We start from the raw sequence: 19,330 nt of genomic DNA, 5'->3' as shown, positions 1-19,330 counted from the left end.
CTTCGATAAACTATAATAAGGAATAAAGTGAGGGGCTCCAGTGGAAGCGCAAATTAAATTGGAAGAATTAATTAGAGAAGGACATGAAGCTAAGAGTGAATGTTTGCAAGAAGGTTTATATGGCCTATATTTCATTAATGGTCCTGAATATGTGACATGGATTGAAAAATGCAAAATGTTTCTAAAAAAGTATGTCCATGATGAAGAAATTAAATCAAACTTTTTTGATGCTGCTAGACAAGCAAATGGTAACGGAGATTCTCATTTCGATCAAATGATAGGGATTTTATGGGCCTTGAAAGAATATGAATTTGTAGAAAATTCTAGAACAGATGTAGAAGGAAACAGCAAAATCGATAAAATCTTCATCAGTCATTCTTCAAAAGACTTTGCTTATGTCGACGCTTTAGTGTCCTTATTAAACGACATTGGAATTAAAAAAAGTAGTAAACACATCTTCTGTAGTTCTTTGCCAGGTTATGATATCCCCTATGGAGAAACAATATACGACTTTTTAAAACAAGAACTTAATAATAATATCATGGTGTTATTTGTTTTATCGCATAATTATTACGAAAGTGCCCCTAGCTTAAACGAAATGGGAGCAGCTTGGATAACATCAAAGCAGTATAATACAATTCTCACACCTAACTTTGATTTTAAAAAAATTGAGGGGGCAATCGATCCAACTAAAATATCTTTTCATATGAATGATGAAGATGGCTTAAATAAGTTTAGAGACAAAATGGTTAAAGTTTTTGAATTAGGTGAAGTTGATTATAAAATTTGGAATAGAGACAAGAAAGCCTTTATTGAAAAGGTGAAGGTGATTGCCGAAACCGAGTCACTAAATTTAAATACTCAAGTGAAGATTGAAAAGGTTAAAAAACTTAAAGATCAGGAGTTTGAATTGCAGCTTAGATTTATCAATGTCACTGACAAGATAATCGAGTTTAGATATATTGACTTTGAGCTTTCAGATTCAAATGGGAATAAATCAATTCATTCAGCTACAGATGAAATGCTACATGATTTTTCTTTATATCCTAAAGAAAACAAAGTAGTTAAATGGAGTTTTAATTATAAATCTTCCTATGATCCTCAAAGAGATGACAATAATAAAACAAAAATTAAATTTGGTGTCTATAGTTAAGTGGAAAAAATAAAAAAATGGAGGAGATTTTAATGGATCCATCATCAATTGATTTGGCAATTAGATTTAATGAAGCAAAAGACAGAACTTCTGTATCATGGGTATCTGATAAAATGACACAAGCAAAAAGCTATAAGGAGATATCAGCTCAGCAATCTGTTTACGACGAAATCATTTCTAAACTTTTAGATGACAAATCTGAATTAGAGATGTTAGCACGTCAATACAAAGACTTATACGAAAAGGTATCTATTAGTGATGATGATATTGAATACCTTCAAAAAACAGTTGCTGGAGCAGTGAGAGTATTGTCTTCTTTAGGATCAACAAGTTCAAAGAATGATGGAATTGACACTGATGCAATAGTTCAATTAATAAATAAAGATACTTTAAAAACTATGCAGTTATTAGGTTTTAATTATAAAGAAGCGATAGGCGAACCACTTACAGAAGCTTGTGCTAACGTAATTAGAAAAAAATTAGGAGGAAGTAAATTGGCTCAACAAAATCCGAGTAAAAAAAGTAGATAATACAAAAATCTATGAAGCGAAGTTCTGTTTTATTTATGCTCATAAATGGTTTGAAATAAAGTAAGTTCCTGAGAAAGAATAAACTCTCAGTATTCTGATAATAATCTATGATATATATTTCATACATTGTCCCATGCACAATATTAGATGGACAAAAAAAATAAGTCATCGATATATTTTTGGGAAATTATGTAATTATAAAAGATAAGTTTATTTCCATAAAAATTGTTATAAGGAGGTGTTCAAGAGAAGTGTCAAAAAAGATTTGGTGGCTAAAAAAATGGTGGTTTTTACGTGCTTCATTGAAAGAAATAGGAAACATTATTGCGTTAATATTCATTTCCTATTTATCAATATTAATTAATGTCTTTCTTATTTATGGGATTAAAAATGATACTCTTGCTGAAATTTTGCAAAGGCAAGATATTTTAAATGTTATTTTAACCACTGGAATAAGTATGTTAGCAGGTATTTTACTGCTTGAATTTAGCAAAGAGAGAGAGAAAATTCGCAAAGGAATTATTATCACAATAATAATTAATTGCCTCATAGCATTAATCATAAGCATTATATTAACCATACAAATAGAAATAAGCATGATTTTCTTTAACGTAAACTTAATTTATTCTGTTACATTATTCTGCTTTGTTTTTACTTTAATTGTTGTGTTTAGATCAAATTATAGTCTTCAAAAAGTTAATGAAACAGTTAGTGTCCAATTAAGCGCTACTAAAAGTAGGAACGTAGAGAAGGTAAAAGTAGATGACGAAGAATATAAGTTATAGAAAGGAGGAATAGTATGTCAGAAATTAATCTAAAAGTAATAACAACGCATCAGCCCATTGGATCGTTTTATGCGTCAAAAATAAACGCAAAAACTTTATACGATTCTTCTAGAGTAGATAGATTAATGATTGAAATGCAAGAAGATATTAATGAATTAAATTATAGTGGTATTCAAAGAAATTTAAATGAAAAAAAAATAGAGAGTTTACAAGATTATCTTGAGTCCCCAGATGCAACTTTTCCAAATTCAATTATTCTAAATGTAGATGAAAAGTATATTATTTCAAAGACAGAGGATAATTTGATTTTAAAAAGTACTACCGAGACCTTTAGTGTAATAGACGGTCAACATAGATTAGAGAGTTTTAGAAACTCAGAAAATACAGATTTCGAGTTAGTAGTTTCAATCTTTTTAGGACTTTCAATTGAAGAACAAGCGAGAATATTTATTACAATAAATTCTGAGCAGACTAAAGTAAATCCTTCGGTCCAAATATTTCAAGAGCTTCACGATAAAGTATATACTCCAAGAAAAATGGCCGCTAATATAGCTATTTTATTTGCTAAAGATTTTGATTCTCCATGGCTCAATAAAATTAAACTTTTAGGAGTTAAAGATGACATAGCAAGCGAGGGGATAATTAGTTTAAGTGCCTTCGCAAAACCTTTAATAAATCTTATATATGATGATGAAAAATATCATTTTATAAGAACACTTTTATTAAAAAAAGATAAACAGACATTAATGGAATTACCTGTTACAAGAGGTTCTCTTTCTTTATTTTGGAAATTGTATACACAAGAGAATGAACTTGCATTATATAAAATTTTATTCAATTACTTTAAAGCTATTAGCGACATACTTCCGAAAGACTGGAAAAGTAAATCTAGTTTATTAACTAAAACGACCGGCTATAATGCATTAATTCTTCTGTTTAAAGACTTATATGAAATAACTGAACCCCAAAAAGATTTTTCATATGAGAATTTTTATAAATTATTAAAAGGACTTAAAAAAATGGACGGAACAATTAATTCTAGTATTTATGGAGCGAGTGGTGACAAAGCAGCTTCAGATTTATATAAAAGTTTTAAAACTAAATTAACACAATCTCGTTTAAACGAATAAATTGCCTTTGGAAAATCGCGTTCCCACTAGCGTTGCATTACACAGGGCGATTTAGGAACTGCTGGGAATAAGTGAAATATAGGAAATACGAAAATCAAGAAGGCAAACCTTCAAAAACCGACGGAGTTAGTGAAGCATGACTTTGTCCAGAAATTGACGGTTTTTTGTCTCGAACCTGACAGCCGGGTTGTCCAAAAAACTGAGAAGAACGAAGGGAACTAAACTAGTTTTTCATCATTCAATTTTTTTGTCATCTCATCCAAGACACTTCAATCAGCATGCAATGTGCCGTTCGAATAAAAAGTTACACCCCAGGAAAGGGAATAATAATGCCAGTCGGTCAATTCCCTTTGTCATATTGACTACTCCTTTACGAGAAAAGGAAAGCGGTAGAAATGAGGAGTTGAGCTGGTCGGAAGAAACGATCCATGTCCTTAAAAATCACGTCCCTGTGTCACACACAATTCCTAGCATACAAAAATATTGCATGAAGAATCAGCCCGCTATTGAAATGGGAAGGATTCTTCATGCATTTTTATGTCTTAGCGAAAATAGGCATAAATGTTTGGCACACAGGGACTATCTGGGGACAGCTGGAAACAAAGCACCTATCTAGGCTGTTTCATTATATTCCCACTAACAACTTAGCTGGCTCACCCAATAAGAACTTCCTGTTCAACCCCGAACCTCCACAGGTTATAATCGAGCCAGGGGGAATTCTCATGAACTTAAACAACCTGAAAACAACCGTGCCGGCAAAGCTTTATAAGCGCGGCCTAGATTATTTTGAACAGGATTTTATTGAGCAGTTGACGGAAGACGCGCCGAATCGGTGGCATGCGCTAGTAATGGGCACGCGGGATTACGAGGTGTCCGTCAATTTGACGAAGGATGGGACGATTGTGGGTTCTTACTGCACCTGCCCGTTCGAATCGGATTCTCTGTGCAAGCATGAAGTGGCGGTGTGCCTGGCGATTTGCGAATATAAAAAAGAAAACAGTTCGTCTGCAGTGGATGTACAGGCGCGATTAAAAACGCTGAAAAAAGTGGAGCTGCTGGAAATCCTGGAGGAGCTGGTAGAGAAGCAGCCAACCGTCCAACTTTATTTGGCGGAGAAGTTTGCGAATCCTAATGGCATGGATGAAGAAAAGGCGCGTCGACTTATACAGAAGTCGGCTTACCGCGCCAGCCGTAGTGGATTTATCGAATGGGACCGGACAGACCAAGCACTCGAAGGGGTATGGGGAGTCCTCGAATATTTGGATGGATTGAACTCGCAGCATGATGCGGAGAGGATTATCCGTCTCAGTTTGATTATCGTCAAGGAATGTACTGAAATGCTGCAAATCGCGGATGATTCATCCGGAGGCATCAGTTCGGCGATTTACGAAAGCTTGGATAAGATTAGCGAAGCGCTGGCAAAGTGGCCGGAAGATCTGGATGAAGCGACTGTCGATGATATGCTTGTCCTGCTCTATCCGCATATTCTCTTCGCGCTGGAGCAGGATGTCACAGATGCGGCGAGTCATCTGGTGGAAGCGGTCCTGCAATGGAATGAAAGAGGCGGTTTCACCGAAAAGTTTTATAATTTCATTGCGTTTATCTTATCCCATTCCCGCTATAAATACGTTGAGTGGCTCGATCGTCCATTTCGGACAGCTGATGTCGTGAGGTGTCATGAAAATGCCTTTACATATTATGAAGGGATGCCAGTGGAGATGGTCTACGACCAGGATGCTTTACTCGCCGTGAGTGAAAATGCGGGAGATCTGATTTTGACCGCGGAATTCACCAAATACCAGGCGGCTCGCGGCTTTAAGATTTACCTGTGTCGGAAAAGTGATCCCGAATCAAAAGGAAAGATCGAACAGGTCGTGAAATTTGTGAAATACAACTTCAGCAAAAACCGAGTGTTCGATCAGTTGGACTCCTGGAATGAAGCCAGCTTGGCTTGGTTAAAACGCACCGGCAATCATAAAGTTCATCACAATATAAAAAAGAGACCTTCCGAAGTGCACGCCCTGGAAAAGCAACACTTGCGAAAAGTCTCCACCACTTATCTGTTTGAGAATACTCTCACGTCCAGTATAACAAGAAAAATTCACAAGGACAATGTCATCCGCTACCTGCAAAACCGGTATAGCGTACCGTCAGGAACGTATCAAGAAGGTTCGGCAAATAAGGCCTACCTTCAACTTGGAGAAGATCAGACATTCTTGATTCGTTTGAAACCAACGGGTCCCGTATTGGCGAAACATGAGCTTTCAGCTGAAAAAGGATTGGTCATTTCAGATCCGCTGCACCGAGCGAAAAGTGAGTCGAAGCGTAGCCTGTTGATCCATCAATTGGCGGATGCCTTTTCAAACCAAGAGGACATTCAGTGGTTTATCAAGGCACTCACTGAGAAGTATCCACGCCATTTGATTGACCAACTGAAAGTGATTCAAAAGGCCATCCGCGATCATCCAAACAGCGCAGGATCCGCTTTGAAGGAAGTCCGGAAACTGCAATTGATCAGTGGTAACGATTTTCGCGATATCGCTTATTCTCTAGACCTGCAGGTCCAGCAACCACCAGCCCCTGAAATCCAACTGAACCAAAAATATATGGCGTTGAAAGCGCCTGAACGGTCCAGCGATACATACCTCAAAGTGTTGAGTGGAGGGCGAATGCGATGAGCCATCCTTTCGATGCGTTACAGCAGCAATGCCGAACCTTGCGGTTGGCAGAGACAGCAAAAGAGCTGCCTGCACTTCTTCGGAAAGCAGAAGCCAAAGGTTGGACATACCATGAGTTCACGCATGAATTGTTATCTTATGAACTACAGTGCCGTGAACAGAAGACCACGGAACGCCTGATGAAGTGGGCGGAGTTTCCGGAGCTAAAGACGTTGGATACCTATGATTTGAAAGAACAAAACGCTCTAGGTGAAAAGCAATTCAATGTGTTAAAAGAGCTGAATTGGGTGGAGGAGGATTTTACACTGATTTTAATGGGACCGACAGGTGCAGGCAAGACGCATTTGTCCGTCGCATTAGGTGTGCATGCCGTGCAGCAAGGATTCCAAGTCTCCTTTGTTGCCATGGCCCATCTCATGTATATCCTGAAAACCAAAGAACACATCAAAAAATCCAATACCCGCTATAAACGGATAATGAGGTATTGCCTCCCAAGGAAAGAAAAAATTCTAAACGATGTTGACTATAAACTACAATTGCATATAAAAGATACTCTATCCTTTGAATATATGGTTCTGAGGGATAGAGTTTTATTATTTGTGTAGAAATTAGAATTGTCAGGAGATGCGCCACTCCTAGAGAAGCGTTTACAAGAATTTAGTAAATTCATGAAAAAAGCAAAGTTATTATTTATTTTCAAATAATTATGATAACATTATTTTCAAATGGGTTTTGTATTTTTAATGATGATATAGGGTGTCTTAATCAATTTTTGATACTGGGTTTTAGGAGCTGCACTTTAATAGATAGTCAGTTTAATATTTTGAAGAGGGAGGAAAAACGATGACGAAGGTTTCGTGGTCAAGGTTTTTATTCTTTTCAATGCTGATCTTTATATTGGCTTTGGCAGCATGTGGCAATGAGGATACTTCAAACGAAGAATCAACGGATGATACGAATGCTGCAACAGATGAAAGTGCTGACGAGAGCCCTGAAACAGCAGAAGGTACTGAAGAGGGGGTTGAGGAAAGTGCAGATACAGAATCTGCAGAAACTGAACCGAAAGTTACTGAGTTTGAACCGGCATTTCCAGAACAAACAAGAGCACCTGCAGTAGTGACGGAAACAGAATATGATGTGGAAGTTATTGCTGAGGGTCTTGGCGTGTCTTGGGGCATGGAAGAGTTTGAACCGAACCGTTTGTTTGTTACGCAAAGAGATGAAGTAGAACTTCTTATTGTAAACCTTGAAGATGGATCTGTTTCAGATCCAATCGAAGGTACTCCAGAAGTAGCTAACGGAGGTCAGGGCGGTTTGCTTGATGTTGCCATTGCCCCTGATTTTGACGATTCAAGAATGGTATTTTTGACGTTTTCTCAAGACGTTGAAGGTGGTACTGTAACGGCTCTCGGTAAAGGTGTTTTATCAGAAGATGAAGCCTCACTTGAAGATTTTGAAGTAATCTTCCAAGCGGAACCAGCATATGATGGTGACTTACACTATGGTGGACGTATTATCTTTGATGAAGAAGGCAACCTGTTTTTAACAACGGGTGAACGTTCAGATGATTCCATTCGCGAACGTGCACAGGACTTGGATGCTTACTTAGGTAAAGTCATTCACATTACACAAGACGGTGAAGCAGTAGAGACAAATCCATTTATCGAAGATGAAGACGCATTGGACGGTATTTACAGCTACGGTCACCGGAATATTCAAGGTGTGGACTTCCATCCTGAAACAGGAGACTTATGGATTGTCGAATTCGGTCCACAAGCTGGGGATGAACTGAATATTGTTGAACCAGGCAATAACTATGGATGGCCGATTGTTTCTTATGGCATCGAGTATACGGGTGAATTAATCAATGATGGTATTTCAGAACACGAGGCACAAGGCTTTATTGAACCAAGATATTATTGGGACCCGACAAGTGCACCAAGTGGCAGTTCATTTTATGATAACGACGCAATTCCTGAATGGGAGAACAACTTGTTCATCGGCGGTTTAGTGTCGAGCTATATTGCGCGTGTCGTTATTGAAGATGACACCATCGTTGGAGAAGAACGTCTACTGACTGACGAAGGCGAACGTTTCCGCGATATTCTTGTAACGGAGGATGGCGCGCTTATTGCAGCCACTGATGGCGGTAAGATTTATAAGGTTTCTGCAGCAGGTGAATAAAAAAAGCGTCCCTACGTCAAAAGGGTTCGGTTTATTAACTAGAATTGTATGAAGAAATAGCCGTATCTGCTAACCGCAATGGTTAATGGATACGGCTTTCGTATTTTTATCAGTAAAATTTATTGTTCATGAATGTTTCGGCACAATAACGATTTGAAGACAGCTGGAAAGGTAATCTTCCTGTTGTGCTTTGGAGATTGCCTTCGTAAAGACATCCATTGTAAACATTCTGAAGCCCGGCTCTTGCAGTCGGTTTTTTTAGTAGCTATTTTTATTGATTATCGGCATGATGAAAGAAAAAGGGAGGCTGGATCATGGGCAAACGGGTTTTGATCGTTGGAGCGGGAATCGGTGGATTGACGGCGGGTTCGCTGCTCGCGAAGCATGGCATGGAGGTGACGCTGCTCGAAGCATCGGCGGAACTGGGCGGATGCGCGAGCAAGTTCAAGCGTAAAAAGCTGCTGTTTCCGGTCGGCGCCACGCTTGGCATGGGGCTGGAGGCGGGCGGCATTCATGAGCGGGTATTCCGTTTCCTGGACAAGTCAATGCCGCTCGAACCGCTCGACCAAGTGATGGAAATGGTGCATCCTCATGCAACATTTGTATTTTTGAAAGACCGCAAACAGCATGTCGATCGCATTGTACAGGAATTCCCAAAATATGAACATAATATTCGCAAGTTTTATAAAGAAATCTATCGGACCGCTTCAACTGTTCGGACGCTGATGGGGCCGCTTCCTGCTTTACCGCCTGCAACTCTCAAGGAATGGGCGTTTCTGTCCGCCTCCATCCGCCCTCGCCATGCGCGGCTTCTGCCATTTGCCAATCAAACCTTGGAGCAGCGCCTGCATAAGCATGGACTGGATCATCTGGCCGCTTTTCGTCACATGCTGGACGGCTTGTTGATCGACAGTATGCAAACGGGCAGCGAAGACGTCTCGTATCTGCTTGCAGCAGTGGCTCTCGATATCTACCATGAAGGCGCCTATTACGTGCCGGGTGGGCTTTACCGTCTGGCGGAAGAGATGGCCGAAAGCATCAAGGAGCATGGCGGCATCATAAAAAAGCCGCGCACCGTCCAAAAACTCGAACGGCACGGCGGCGTGTGGCAAGCGTGGGATCAACGCGGCAATGTATATGAAGCGGAAGATGTGGTGCTTAACGTCCCGGTCCATCAGTTGCCGAAAATCCTGGCGCCGGATAACTTAAACCAAATGAAAAAACCGTTGCGCGAAGCGATCGTAAAACCGATGTGGACGACGCTGACGCTGTATATTGCAGTGGATTCGACGAAGCTCGGCGAACCGCTGCCGCCGTTCCGCCAAATTTCCACTGGCGAACGTATGTCGGAAGGCGGCCACTTTTTCATGTCAGCATCACTTCCGGATGACCGGCTGCGCGCCCCGGAAGGCATGCAGACGATAACGATTTCCACTCATACCGAAGCACAGCATTGGAATACGAAAGAAAAATACGACGCCACCCGCAGCATGCTGACCGAACGGATGCTGGAAGCTATTGAAGCAGTGATTCCCGGTTTCCGAGATGCGATCGTCCACATGGAAACCGGCGCGCCGAAAGGCTGGGAACGTTTCACCGGACGGCCGAACGGCTTTGTCGGCGGATTTCCACAAACATTGGATGCCTCCCTCTTCAATTCCGTTTCCCACCACTCCGGGCTGCCGGATCTCTACATCTGCGGAGATCATGTGTTTCCGGGCGGCGGCACAATTGGCGCTGCGACCAGCGGCATCCATGCCGCGCGGTCGATTGCCGGACGGCGGCTGATTTGATTCGGTTGCTGCGGATTTTAGCTTGTACAATATAATTCAAATCATTTTAAAGAAAAGCAAAAGGCTTTCTCTTCAACATCTTGTGATGCTGAAGAGAAAGCCTTTTAACATTAGGAATGTACGTTGGCCGCAAGTAAGATTTCTTGAGTCGTTTTTAAAAATGCATCCACATCCTCTTTCGAATGGCAATGGATCGGTGACACTCTTACGATTTCTTTAAGCTCGACCGCTTCCAAAATTCTTTTGGAGTAATGGCTGCTGGATTCTCGGGCGTAAACAAGAATATTGTGTTCGCCGTACTTCTGGACGGCCTCGGCACAGGACATGTTTTCGAAAGTCAGCGCTAAGATCAGATCCTGGTTGATCCCATTTGCTTCTTCGAAATGAATGGTGACTGCAGGCATCTCTTTGATGCCCATCGCATCCGCAGATCCATGAAGAAAACGATGGAGGATTGCTTGTTCTTGCAGGTGAATACGTTTCATCCCTTCGACAATTAAAGTTCGGCGATCCGTTGATTCAGTGTAGTAGCTGCCGATGTGGCAAATGTATTGGATGATTTCGGTAAACCCTGCGAAATGAGCAGGCGTCGGGCTGCCGACATTCCAATTATCTGTATCGGTTGCAAGCAAGCGATGGTGCGGCAGGGAAGCGATGCGGTCTGAAAGGTAAGCATAGCCGACTCCGCGGTTGCCGAACATTTTATATGGCGCTATGTTCAATGCATCAATTTTCCAATCATCGACGTCGATCACGCCATGAGGTGCCCCTTGAACCGCATCTACGACAATGACCGTGTCGGGATTTTTTTCTTTGATTGCTTTTGCGTATTCTTTAATATCATGCATCGCTCCCGTGATGTTTGAAGTTAGAATGACCGATACTAACACCGTCTTTTCGTCAATCAACTCAAGGATATTCAAAAGTGGTATGCTTCCCGAAGCCGGGTCCGCTGCTGCAACGCGCAGTTCATGATCATACTGTTCTGAAGCAAATTGGCAGGCATCGAATGACGATGGATGCTCAATTGCTGTCGTGACAATATTTCCGCCGGATTTTGAAGCAGCGACTGCAGTAATGATTTCAAACATGATTTTCGAAGCAGTAAGCGATGAAGCGATCGCCCCGTCTTTAGCATTCAGGAACAAGCGGATGTCTTCCGTTCCTTGTGCAATGACGTTGCGAATATCTAACGCCACGTCATGATTGCGTTCTGGGCAATCTGGAAATGCAGAATACTTGGCTTGAGCATCAACTGCCGCCTTTAAACGCAAGGAGCCGCCTGCGTTTTCAAAAAAAATACGGTCATTGCCATACACATCTTGCTTTAAAAAATAAAAGTGATCGTTTAACTGATCCTGGAGCTCCTGCGGGAAAAATTCTGTATTGCGTTCTGACATGTGACACACGACCTTTCAATGCTTTTCTTAGAATACTTCTTCACTTGATGTATCGATTTTTGGATTGTTGGTAGAATTAAAAACAGCTTCATTTAAATCAGCATTTTTCTTAGCGACAACGGTAGTTCCAGTCAAATCTCCTGCAATATTAAGGGTGGTATGCCCCATATCGATGACCGGCCAAATCGCTGCCAGGATCGGGATGATCAATAAGGGCATGCCTAGCGCTTCAAGAAGCACGATCGACATGACAATACCTGCACCGCGTACACCTGCAGCCCCAATGGATAAAACAAGGCCCAATAAAACAAATTGCAGAATCATGCCAATCGTGATCGGGATGTTGTACAAATTGGCTGCAAACACTGAAATAACTCCGATGGCTACTGCAAAGCCGTCCATATTGGCAGTGGCTCCAAAAGGAATAGTAAAGCCGGACGTTTTTTGGCTGATTCCTAAATTATTTTTAGATACCTGCATCGAGACCGGAATGGTCGCGGTACTCGTTGAGGTAGTAAAAGCAAAAAGCATGGATGGATAGATGTTTTTATAAAACTGAACTGGGTTTAAGCCTGTTGTGACTTTGAGGATAATCGGATATACGATTAAAAGAACCAAAATCAATGCGATGTAATCCGCTATAACAAATTTGATAACAGCAGAAAGCATTTCCGATCCGAACGTTCCAACCAAGCTCGCAAGCAGGGCAAATATGCCATACGGGGCAAGCAAGATTACGTAACTTGTCAATTTGAGCATGATGTTAGCGCTCTCATTTACAAACTTTGTGACGGTAGGAACGCTGTTCTCTCCCAAAGTAATCATGACCAATCCAATGAAAACGGTGAAAAGGATAATTGGCAGCATGTCCATATTCGCGAGGGACTGGAAGATATTCGTCGGAATCCACGTCATGAAATGCTCGACAAAACTGAATTCTGCCGCTTCTACAGTTTCCCCGTGGTCCAGTAAAGATTGAAGCCCTTTTCCTGGTTGTAAAATAAGTGCCACGATGACTCCGAATGATGTAGCGATGAAACTTGTAAGAACTAAATACAGCAAAAATCCTCCCCCGATTTTTCCGACTGATTTAGCATCTTTCATTTTCAAAATTCCCGCGAGAACCGAAGTTACGACAAGCGGGATGATCAACATTTTCAAAAGGTTGATAAACAACGTTCCAACGGGTTCTAAGTACTTTGCGTTTTCCCCTAATAAAAACCCGACGATGATGCCGATTACTCCTCCGATTGCGATTTGCGTATATAACGGCAAATTCAACCACCATTTCATAAAGCTTCCCCCTTTGTAAGAAAATTAAGAAATAACTTTCTGTTTTAAGTATAGGAGTTCAAATAAATAGTGTAAAATTAAATTTATTGGTATTAAATATAAGGAAAACAGATATATGAGGTGGGAAGCATGAATTACAGCCAAATTGAATCGTTTCTCGCGATTATTAGGTTGGGCAGTTTATCGAAAGCGGCCGAGCATTTGTATGTATCGCAATCAACCATCAGCCAACGGCTTCATTCGATTGAGAAAGAATACAATGTAACATTATTGAACCGGGAAAAGGGCGTCAAAAGCGTGACTTTGACAAACGAAGGAGAACGTTTTTACCAGATTGCCGAGAGGTTTGAAACTTTGTATTCAGAAACGAGGAATTTAAAAGCCGGCAGCGCAGAAGCGACCATTAGCATCGGTGCAGTAGACAGTGTCCACAACTACGTATTAAAAGATATTTATTCAGCAATCGTGCATCGGGTGCCCGATATTCGGTTGGCTATTCATACACATCAATCCAATGAAATCTACTATTTGATCGACCAGCGAAACATCGATATCGGATTTTCCCTGCAGGACCGGATTTTGAAAAACGTCAAAGTTCAAAAGCTGTTCGAGGAACAGATGGTCTTGATCCAGAAAAAGAATCCAGGGATAACCCAATATGAAATGGACAATAGTTCGTTGAATCCGAAGCGACAACTGTTTATCAATTGGGGGATGAACTACCAAATTTGGCATGAAAAACATTGGGGGCCAACAAGCAATACCTTTATCCAAATAGATACTGCCAAAATGCTCGGAGACTTTTTGGAAGATGAGATGATGTGGGCAATCGTTCCCGTTTCAATTGCCAGGGATTTTCACGCGAAAGGTTTGGTGGATGTATTTCTCTTAACGGATCCCCCGCCAAGCCGCTCCTGCTTTCAGGTTGAAAAGGAAGGGGGCAATAGCCAAGTGAAAGAGGTCAGTAAATTAATCCTTGGTTTAAAGGTTGAAATTGAGGAGGTAGTTAGACCGTGGAGAAGGTGATTGCAATTATCACTGATAGGTACTATTTTTAATCTTCTCCATGTGAAAAAAGTTTATCTCTTTCTATACGAACTTTCTAACATTTTAAGTAGCTCTGTTTTCTCCTTTTAAAATCATTTTTTAACTTCATTCTTATAGATTAAATCATAAAGTCTGAATAATTTGAGTTCACACCTCCTTAAGAGTACTCTTGAACTATACTTGAGAGGAGTGAAAGTGAATGGAAAAAGCGATACCAGAAGTGACATTGAATGATGGAACGAAATTGCCGGTGACGGGGCTCGGTACATATGGACTTTGGGGCAATGCCGGAGCGAATGCGGTGAGCAGCGGAATCAACGCCGGTTATCGGCTGATTGATACGGCTTATAATTATGAGAACGAGGGAGCCGTCGGGGAAGGCATCAAGCGCAGCGGCATTTCGCGCGAAGAGCTATGGATTACGTCGAAGCTGCCAGGACGCTATCATAATTACGAGAAGGCAATGGTTGCGATTCAGGAATCGCTGTATCGTTCGAATCTTGATTACTTCGATCTATACGTCATTCATTGGCCGCTTCCGAAACAGGATCTTTACGTAGAAGCGTGGCAAGCCTTGATTGATGCGCAGAAGTGGGGACTGGTCCGCTCGATCGGCGTCAGCAATTTCTTGCCGGCACATTTGGAGCGCATTATTCAGGAAACAGGGGTTACACCAAGCATTAATCAGGTGGAACTGCATCCGTTCTTTAACCAGGAAGAGCAGCGGCACGTGCATGAAAAACTTGGGATTCAAACACAGTCCTGGAGCCCGATTGCGCGAGCGGCCGATATCATGTCGGAAGAAACGGTTCAAAAGATTGCCGAAACCCACCATAAAACGATTGCGCAAGTCGTACTGCGCTGGCAATACCAGATCGGTTCGGTTTCAATTCCGCGCTCCACTTCGCCGGAGCGGCAGCGCGAAAACATCAACATTTTTGATTTTGAGTTAAGCGAATCAGAAATGGCGGCGATTGCCGGAATGACTCGGCCGGACGGCAGATTGTTCGGGATGGATCCGGCGACGCATGAGGAGTTTTGAGAATTTTTAGCTTATAGGGTATAGAGACTATACAGACTTAAAATCTTAATTTACAAGGAAGCGCTCGGTTAGAAAGGGCGCTTCTTTTTTTGTGGTTAAATCTGAATGACCTAACAAATCACAAATTATAATTAAAGAATGAGACTATCAATTTAAGACTAACTGAATTAATTACTTTTTTATCCTTTTATTAAAAAATAAGGAGTTAATTTATTGAATACCTGTTAAACTAATATTCAATAAACTTAGTGTTATTTAGGAGGAATAGCGTGGCTGCAAATGAAGTTTCCGTAAGCAAGATAGAAAAAATTTTGGATTGGGCATATGAGAAATCATTGGATGGAATTCCAGGGACGGATTCGGCTTATGAAATGGCCGAGAATTTTTTATCAAAACATGACACTGCTGATCAAGCTATCGATAGTTTGATTCGGTGGCAGAATACGAAAGCGGCTACTAGTGGCTTTTTAACCGGGCTCGGTGGGATAGTTGTTCTGCCGGTTACATTACCCGCCAATATTGCTTCTGTTATGTATGTCCAAGTTCGCATGATTGCAGCTATTGCACACATGAAAGGTTATGACTTAAAAGACGATCAAGTTAAGACATTTGTTTTTGTTTGTCTAACAGGAAAATCAGCTTCGGATATATTGAAAAAGGCTGGTATTCAAGCAGGTAACGCCTTTGCTAAGCAAGCTGTCTTGAGAATACCTGGTGAAGTCATTAAAGCAATAAATAAAAAAGTTGGTTTTAGATTAGTAACTAAGTTTGGACAAAAAGGTGTAGTAAATTTAGGTAAAGCAATACCTGTAGCTGGGGGAATTATTGGGGGTACAGTTGACGGAATAGGGACAGGGATCATTGGAAAGACTGCTAAGAAAGTGTTTGTTTGACTACCGTATATAAGAACACCTTCTCAGGAATAATACTTCCCAAGCTTCGTACTGAAAGACTATCACTTCTGAAAGACAAGAATTTTAAGGGTTAAATTAATCTAGGTATATTCATTCGAATTAAAAGTAGAGAAATCGATTAGCTCGCTGCATTAGTGAGTGCAATAATACATGAGGAGCACAGATAAATGAAAAAAAGATTAGTAGGCGTTTTTATTTCGATGTTACTTCTTGTAATCGTTGGTTTAGTTTTTTTCATTCAATTTAAACCAGCTGGAAGTACTTCTAGCCAAAGTTCTCATACATCATTACTCCAAGAAAGAGTGGTAGAGATATCAGAATTGGCTACATTAGAGTATGAGTATAGTAAAGCAATGATTAACCGAGACGACAAAAAGATTCCATTGACTGATATTCGCTTTGCAGAGACGATAAAGCTCGTAGAGTATAAGGGGTATTTGAAAGCCGGATCGGATCTTTCGAAAGTAGAAATAACGGACGATGAAGAGGCAAACCAAGTGACAGTCAAAGTTCCAAAAGCAAAAATTCTTGATAATGTTGTGGAACTCAAAGACATGAAGATAGAAGATGTGAAAGGTAATATCTTTTCAGATCCTCCTACTCAGAAAATTATTGATGATATATACGCCGAATCGAAGAAATTTGAAGAAGAGAAAATCGGTCAAGGATTTTTGAAAGAGGCAGATGAAAGAACAGAGAAAGTCTTGAAATCTTTCTTAAAAGTCGATGAAGAAGATGAAATTATTATTGAGTTTTATTAAAAATAGTGTTTTAGGAGAAGCGGAGTTCTGAAAGACATTTACTGCTAGATAAAAATAAATTGGACCTGTTACTTAACGTGGGGTAGCGGGTCTTATTTTATGTTTAACATAAATTACATGGTTTCCTAAGAAGTGCACTACACAAACGAACATCTCTATCAAAAAGCGGTCCGCCTACAAAGCAACTTTTGGTGTAACCCTCCCCAAAACAGGGAACCCTTTTAATTAGCAGGGAAACCCTGATCGAATTTTGGAGGAGGCTTTCAAAATGCCAGATAAAAGAGATGAAATCATTTTGCGGGGGCTCCGTGAAAATAATTTGAAGAATATTGATTTGAATATCCCGAAAGAAAAGATAAATGTGTTTACCGGGCTGTCCGGTTCAGGGAAAAGCTCGGTCGTCTTTGATACGCTGGCAACGGAAAGCAGACGGCAGATGACGTTGAATTATCCGCTTTACGTCCGGCACCAGATGCCGCGTTATGAGCGGCCGGAAGCGGATTTGATGCAGAATTTAAGTCCGGTGGTTGTAGTGGAACAGAAACCGGTGCGGGGCAATTCGAGATCAACAGTAGGCACTTACACGGACATTGATCCGCTCATTCGGCTGCTGTTCTCCCGAATCGGTAGTCCGTCGATCGGTTCAGCGACCGAATTTTCGAGTGACTCATCTTTCGGGAAATGTCCGGAATGCAGCGGGTTCGGTGAAATCGTGGCACCGGATGTCCATAAACTTATTGATCACTCAAAATCGCTGCGGGAGCGCGCGGTGAGATTCAAACCGCTCGCACCTCCCGGCTGGCAAGGCCGGTGGATGGTGGACGGCGGCTTGTTCGACCCGGATCTTCCTATCAAAGATTACCCGGAAGATCAATACAATCTGCTCGTCTATGGTCCGAAGGAAGGCGAACAGGCATTTAGCAGATACTACTACAAAGTGGGGAGCCGAAACATCGAATGGGACGGCATTCTGCCCCGGTTTATTCGTTTGTACATCAACCGGGATCTCACGAAGCTGAAAAACGTTTCCCAGGATGATGTGCTCGCAGTGACTTCCCATACGCCATGCCCGACTTGTGAAGGTTCCGGGTTAAATCCGAAAGTGCTGGAATCCAAAATCAACGGCCTCAACATCGCGGATTATGCCCGTTTGGAACTGACGGAACTGCTCGGGGAACTCGAAAACATAAAAGATCCGGTCGGCACATCGATTGCCGAACAAGCCTATCCGGGTGTCAAACAGCTGGTGGATCTCGGTTTGGGCTATTTGAGCCTTTCGCGGAAAATGGGGACGTTGTCTGGTGGGGAAGCGCAGCGCGTAAAAATTGCCCGCCACCTCGGCAGCAGTTTAAACAACATTACGTATATTTTCGATGAACCGAGTGCCGGGCTTCATTCGGAAGAGATTGATATGCTGACGCGGATGCTGGAGGATTTGCGGGACAACTACAATACGGTCGTCGTGATCGAACATAATTTGGCGGTCATTAAAACGGCGGATGAAATCATCGAACTTGGTCCGAAAGCGGGCGTGGGGGGCGGTGAAGTGGTTTATCAAGGCACGCAGGACGGCTTAAAAAAAGCTTCTGCGATTACCAACTTGGATCACAAAGTCACCCTCAACAAAAATCCGCGAAAGGCGGACGAGCACTTCTCCATCCAAAATGCTTCGGCGAATAACTTGAAGGATGTCGGCGTGGAAATTCCGAAAAACGTGCTGGTGTCGGTGTGCGGCGTTTCCGGTTCCGGCAAAAGTTCGCTGCTGTTCGGCGCATTTGCGGACAACTACCCTGAAACCATCGCGGTGAATCAAGGCAGCATCGGCACGTCCAGCCGTTCGACACTTGCAACCTACATGGGCATCATGGATGACATCCGGTCGATTCTCGCAAAAGAAACCGGACAGCCGGTGGGCTTGTTCAGCTTTAATTCACTCGGTGCTTGTCCGGTCTGTGAAGGAAAAGGCGTCACTACGCCAGACGTGGCATTTGCGGATCCCGTGACCGTCACTTGTGAAGCGTGCGGAGGAACGAGGTATTCCGACGAAGCCTTGTCGCATCGTTACTTAGGAAAAAATATCGTGGAAATCTTAGAGTTGTCGATCGAAGAAACCAATCAGTATTTGAAAATGCCGAAAATCATCAAGAAAGTGGATACGCTAAAAGACGTTGGCTTAGGCTACCTGACACTCGGACAGACGACCAGTTCACTCAGCGGGGGCGAAGTGCAGCGCTTGAAACTTGCGAGCCACCTGAAAAAAGAAGGACAGATTTATTTGTTGGATGAGCCATCTTTAGGACTGCATACACAGGATAATGCGCAGCTGTTGGACGTTTTCCAAGGGCTCGTCGACAAAGGGAATTCGGTCATCCTTATTGAACATAATTTAAACTTTATCGCTGCGAGCGATTGGGTCATCGAAATGGGCCCAGGCGGCGGGAAAAGGGGCGGTGAAGTCTTGTTTGAAGGAACACCGGAAGAGATGTTAGAGGCTGGTACGTTGACGGCGAAGTGGTTGAAGAAGGGTGTGAAGGGGTGAAAGCTTTTTATTTAACTCTCTCTAGATCAACCATACAGAAAAACCTCCCTAAGCTTGGGAGGTTTTTCCTTGTCTTATTTT

At 41.9% G+C, this 19,330-nt stretch carries 15 protein-coding genes; 13 read left to right on the top strand and 2 right to left on the bottom strand.

The features are described from left to right. The first annotated feature begins 40 nt into the window (after nucleotides 1-40). The 8 genes from BN1080_RS13645 (at nucleotide 41) to BN1080_RS13610 (ending at nucleotide 10,253) form a co-directional block, all read left to right on the top strand. Nucleotides 41-1,153: a toll/interleukin-1 receptor domain-containing protein gene (locus tag BN1080_RS13645; RefSeq protein WP_052652832.1), complete on the top strand. Its 1,113-nt coding sequence runs from the start codon at nucleotides 41-43 to the stop codon at nucleotides 1,151-1,153. 32 nt (nucleotides 1,154-1,185) lie between these two features. Next, nucleotides 1,186-1,683: a hypothetical protein gene (locus BN1080_RS13640; RefSeq protein ID WP_052652830.1), complete on the top strand. Its 498-nt coding sequence runs from the start codon at nucleotides 1,186-1,188 to the stop codon at nucleotides 1,681-1,683. A 251-nt stretch (nucleotides 1,684-1,934) separates the two neighbouring features. Further along, entirely contained in the window at nucleotides 1,935-2,468 is a 534-nt protein-coding gene (locus tag BN1080_RS13635) for a hypothetical protein (protein WP_052652828.1), read from the top strand. A 14-nt stretch (nucleotides 2,469-2,482) separates the two neighbouring features. Next, on the top strand, nucleotides 2,483-3,598 hold the full coding sequence (locus BN1080_RS13630) for a DGQHR domain-containing protein (RefSeq protein ID WP_052652827.1): 1,116 nt from the start codon (nucleotides 2,483-2,485) through the stop codon (nucleotides 3,596-3,598). Between the two features lie 722 nt (nucleotides 3,599-4,320). Beyond that, on the top strand, nucleotides 4,321-6,276 hold the full coding sequence (locus BN1080_RS13625; RefSeq protein WP_052652825.1) for a DDE-type integrase/transposase/recombinase: 1,956 nt from the start codon (nucleotides 4,321-4,323) through the stop codon (nucleotides 6,274-6,276). After that, nucleotides 6,273-6,881, top strand: a complete 609-nt coding sequence (locus BN1080_RS13620; RefSeq protein WP_052652823.1) for an ATP-binding protein — start codon at nucleotides 6,273-6,275, stop codon at nucleotides 6,879-6,881. The genes BN1080_RS13625 and BN1080_RS13620 overlap by 4 nt, the downstream gene beginning before the upstream one ends. 238 nt (nucleotides 6,882-7,119) lie before the next feature. Beyond that, the gene (locus BN1080_RS13615; protein ID WP_052652821.1) at nucleotides 7,120-8,460 is read left to right on the top strand and encodes a PQQ-dependent sugar dehydrogenase; all 1,341 of its coding nucleotides are present in this window, start codon (nucleotides 7,120-7,122) and stop codon (nucleotides 8,458-8,460) included. Nucleotides 8,461-8,774: 314 nt separating this feature from the next. Further along, nucleotides 8,775-10,253 carry a phytoene desaturase family protein gene (locus tag BN1080_RS13610; protein WP_052652819.1) on the top strand — a complete coding sequence of 493 codons (1,479 nt, stop codon included), beginning with the start codon at nucleotides 8,775-8,777 and terminating at the stop codon, nucleotides 10,251-10,253. A gap of 110 nt (nucleotides 10,254-10,363) precedes the next feature. On the opposite strand, the gene BN1080_RS13605 is transcribed toward BN1080_RS13610, so the two are convergent. Then, nucleotides 10,364-11,653 carry an aminotransferase class V-fold PLP-dependent enzyme gene (locus tag BN1080_RS13605; RefSeq protein WP_052652817.1) on the bottom strand — a complete coding sequence of 430 codons (1,290 nt, stop codon included), beginning with the start codon at nucleotides 11,651-11,653 and terminating at the stop codon, nucleotides 10,364-10,366. Nucleotides 11,654-11,680: 27 nt separating this feature from the next. Beyond that, nucleotides 11,681-12,946, bottom strand: a complete 1,266-nt coding sequence (locus BN1080_RS13600; protein ID WP_052652815.1) for a dicarboxylate/amino acid:cation symporter — start codon at nucleotides 12,944-12,946, stop codon at nucleotides 11,681-11,683. A gap of 129 nt (nucleotides 12,947-13,075) precedes the next feature. On the opposite strand from BN1080_RS13600, the gene BN1080_RS13595 reads away from it, so the two are divergent. The 5 genes from BN1080_RS13595 (at nucleotide 13,076) to BN1080_RS13575 (ending at nucleotide 19,249) form a co-directional block, all read left to right on the top strand. Beyond that, on the top strand, nucleotides 13,076-13,972 hold the full coding sequence (locus BN1080_RS13595) for a LysR family transcriptional regulator (RefSeq protein ID WP_052652813.1): 897 nt from the start codon (nucleotides 13,076-13,078) through the stop codon (nucleotides 13,970-13,972). 220 nt (nucleotides 13,973-14,192) lie between these two features. Next, nucleotides 14,193-15,035: an aldo/keto reductase gene (locus tag BN1080_RS13590; protein ID WP_052652811.1), complete on the top strand. Its 843-nt coding sequence runs from the start codon at nucleotides 14,193-14,195 to the stop codon at nucleotides 15,033-15,035. Between the two features lie 269 nt (nucleotides 15,036-15,304). Then, nucleotides 15,305-15,928, top strand: a complete 624-nt coding sequence (locus BN1080_RS13585; RefSeq protein WP_110925651.1) for an EcsC family protein — start codon at nucleotides 15,305-15,307, stop codon at nucleotides 15,926-15,928. Between the two features lie 188 nt (nucleotides 15,929-16,116). Beyond that, complete coding sequence (locus BN1080_RS13580) at nucleotides 16,117-16,710, top strand: DUF4230 domain-containing protein (RefSeq protein ID WP_052652801.1); 594 nt, start codon at nucleotides 16,117-16,119, stop codon at nucleotides 16,708-16,710. 268 nt (nucleotides 16,711-16,978) lie between these two features. Next, nucleotides 16,979-19,249, top strand: coding sequence for an ATP-binding cassette domain-containing protein (locus tag BN1080_RS13575; protein ID WP_052652800.1), 2,271 nt, complete (start codon nucleotides 16,979-16,981; stop codon nucleotides 19,247-19,249). Nucleotides 19,250-19,330: the final 81 nt, after the last annotated feature.

It is taken from the genome of Planococcus massiliensis (genome assembly GCF_000821325.1).
GTDB lineage: Bacteria > Bacillota > Bacilli > Bacillales_A > Planococcaceae > Planococcus > Planococcus ruber.
Note: the sequence above shows the minus strand (reverse complement) of the source record. Positions and strands in the feature narration are given on the sequence as shown.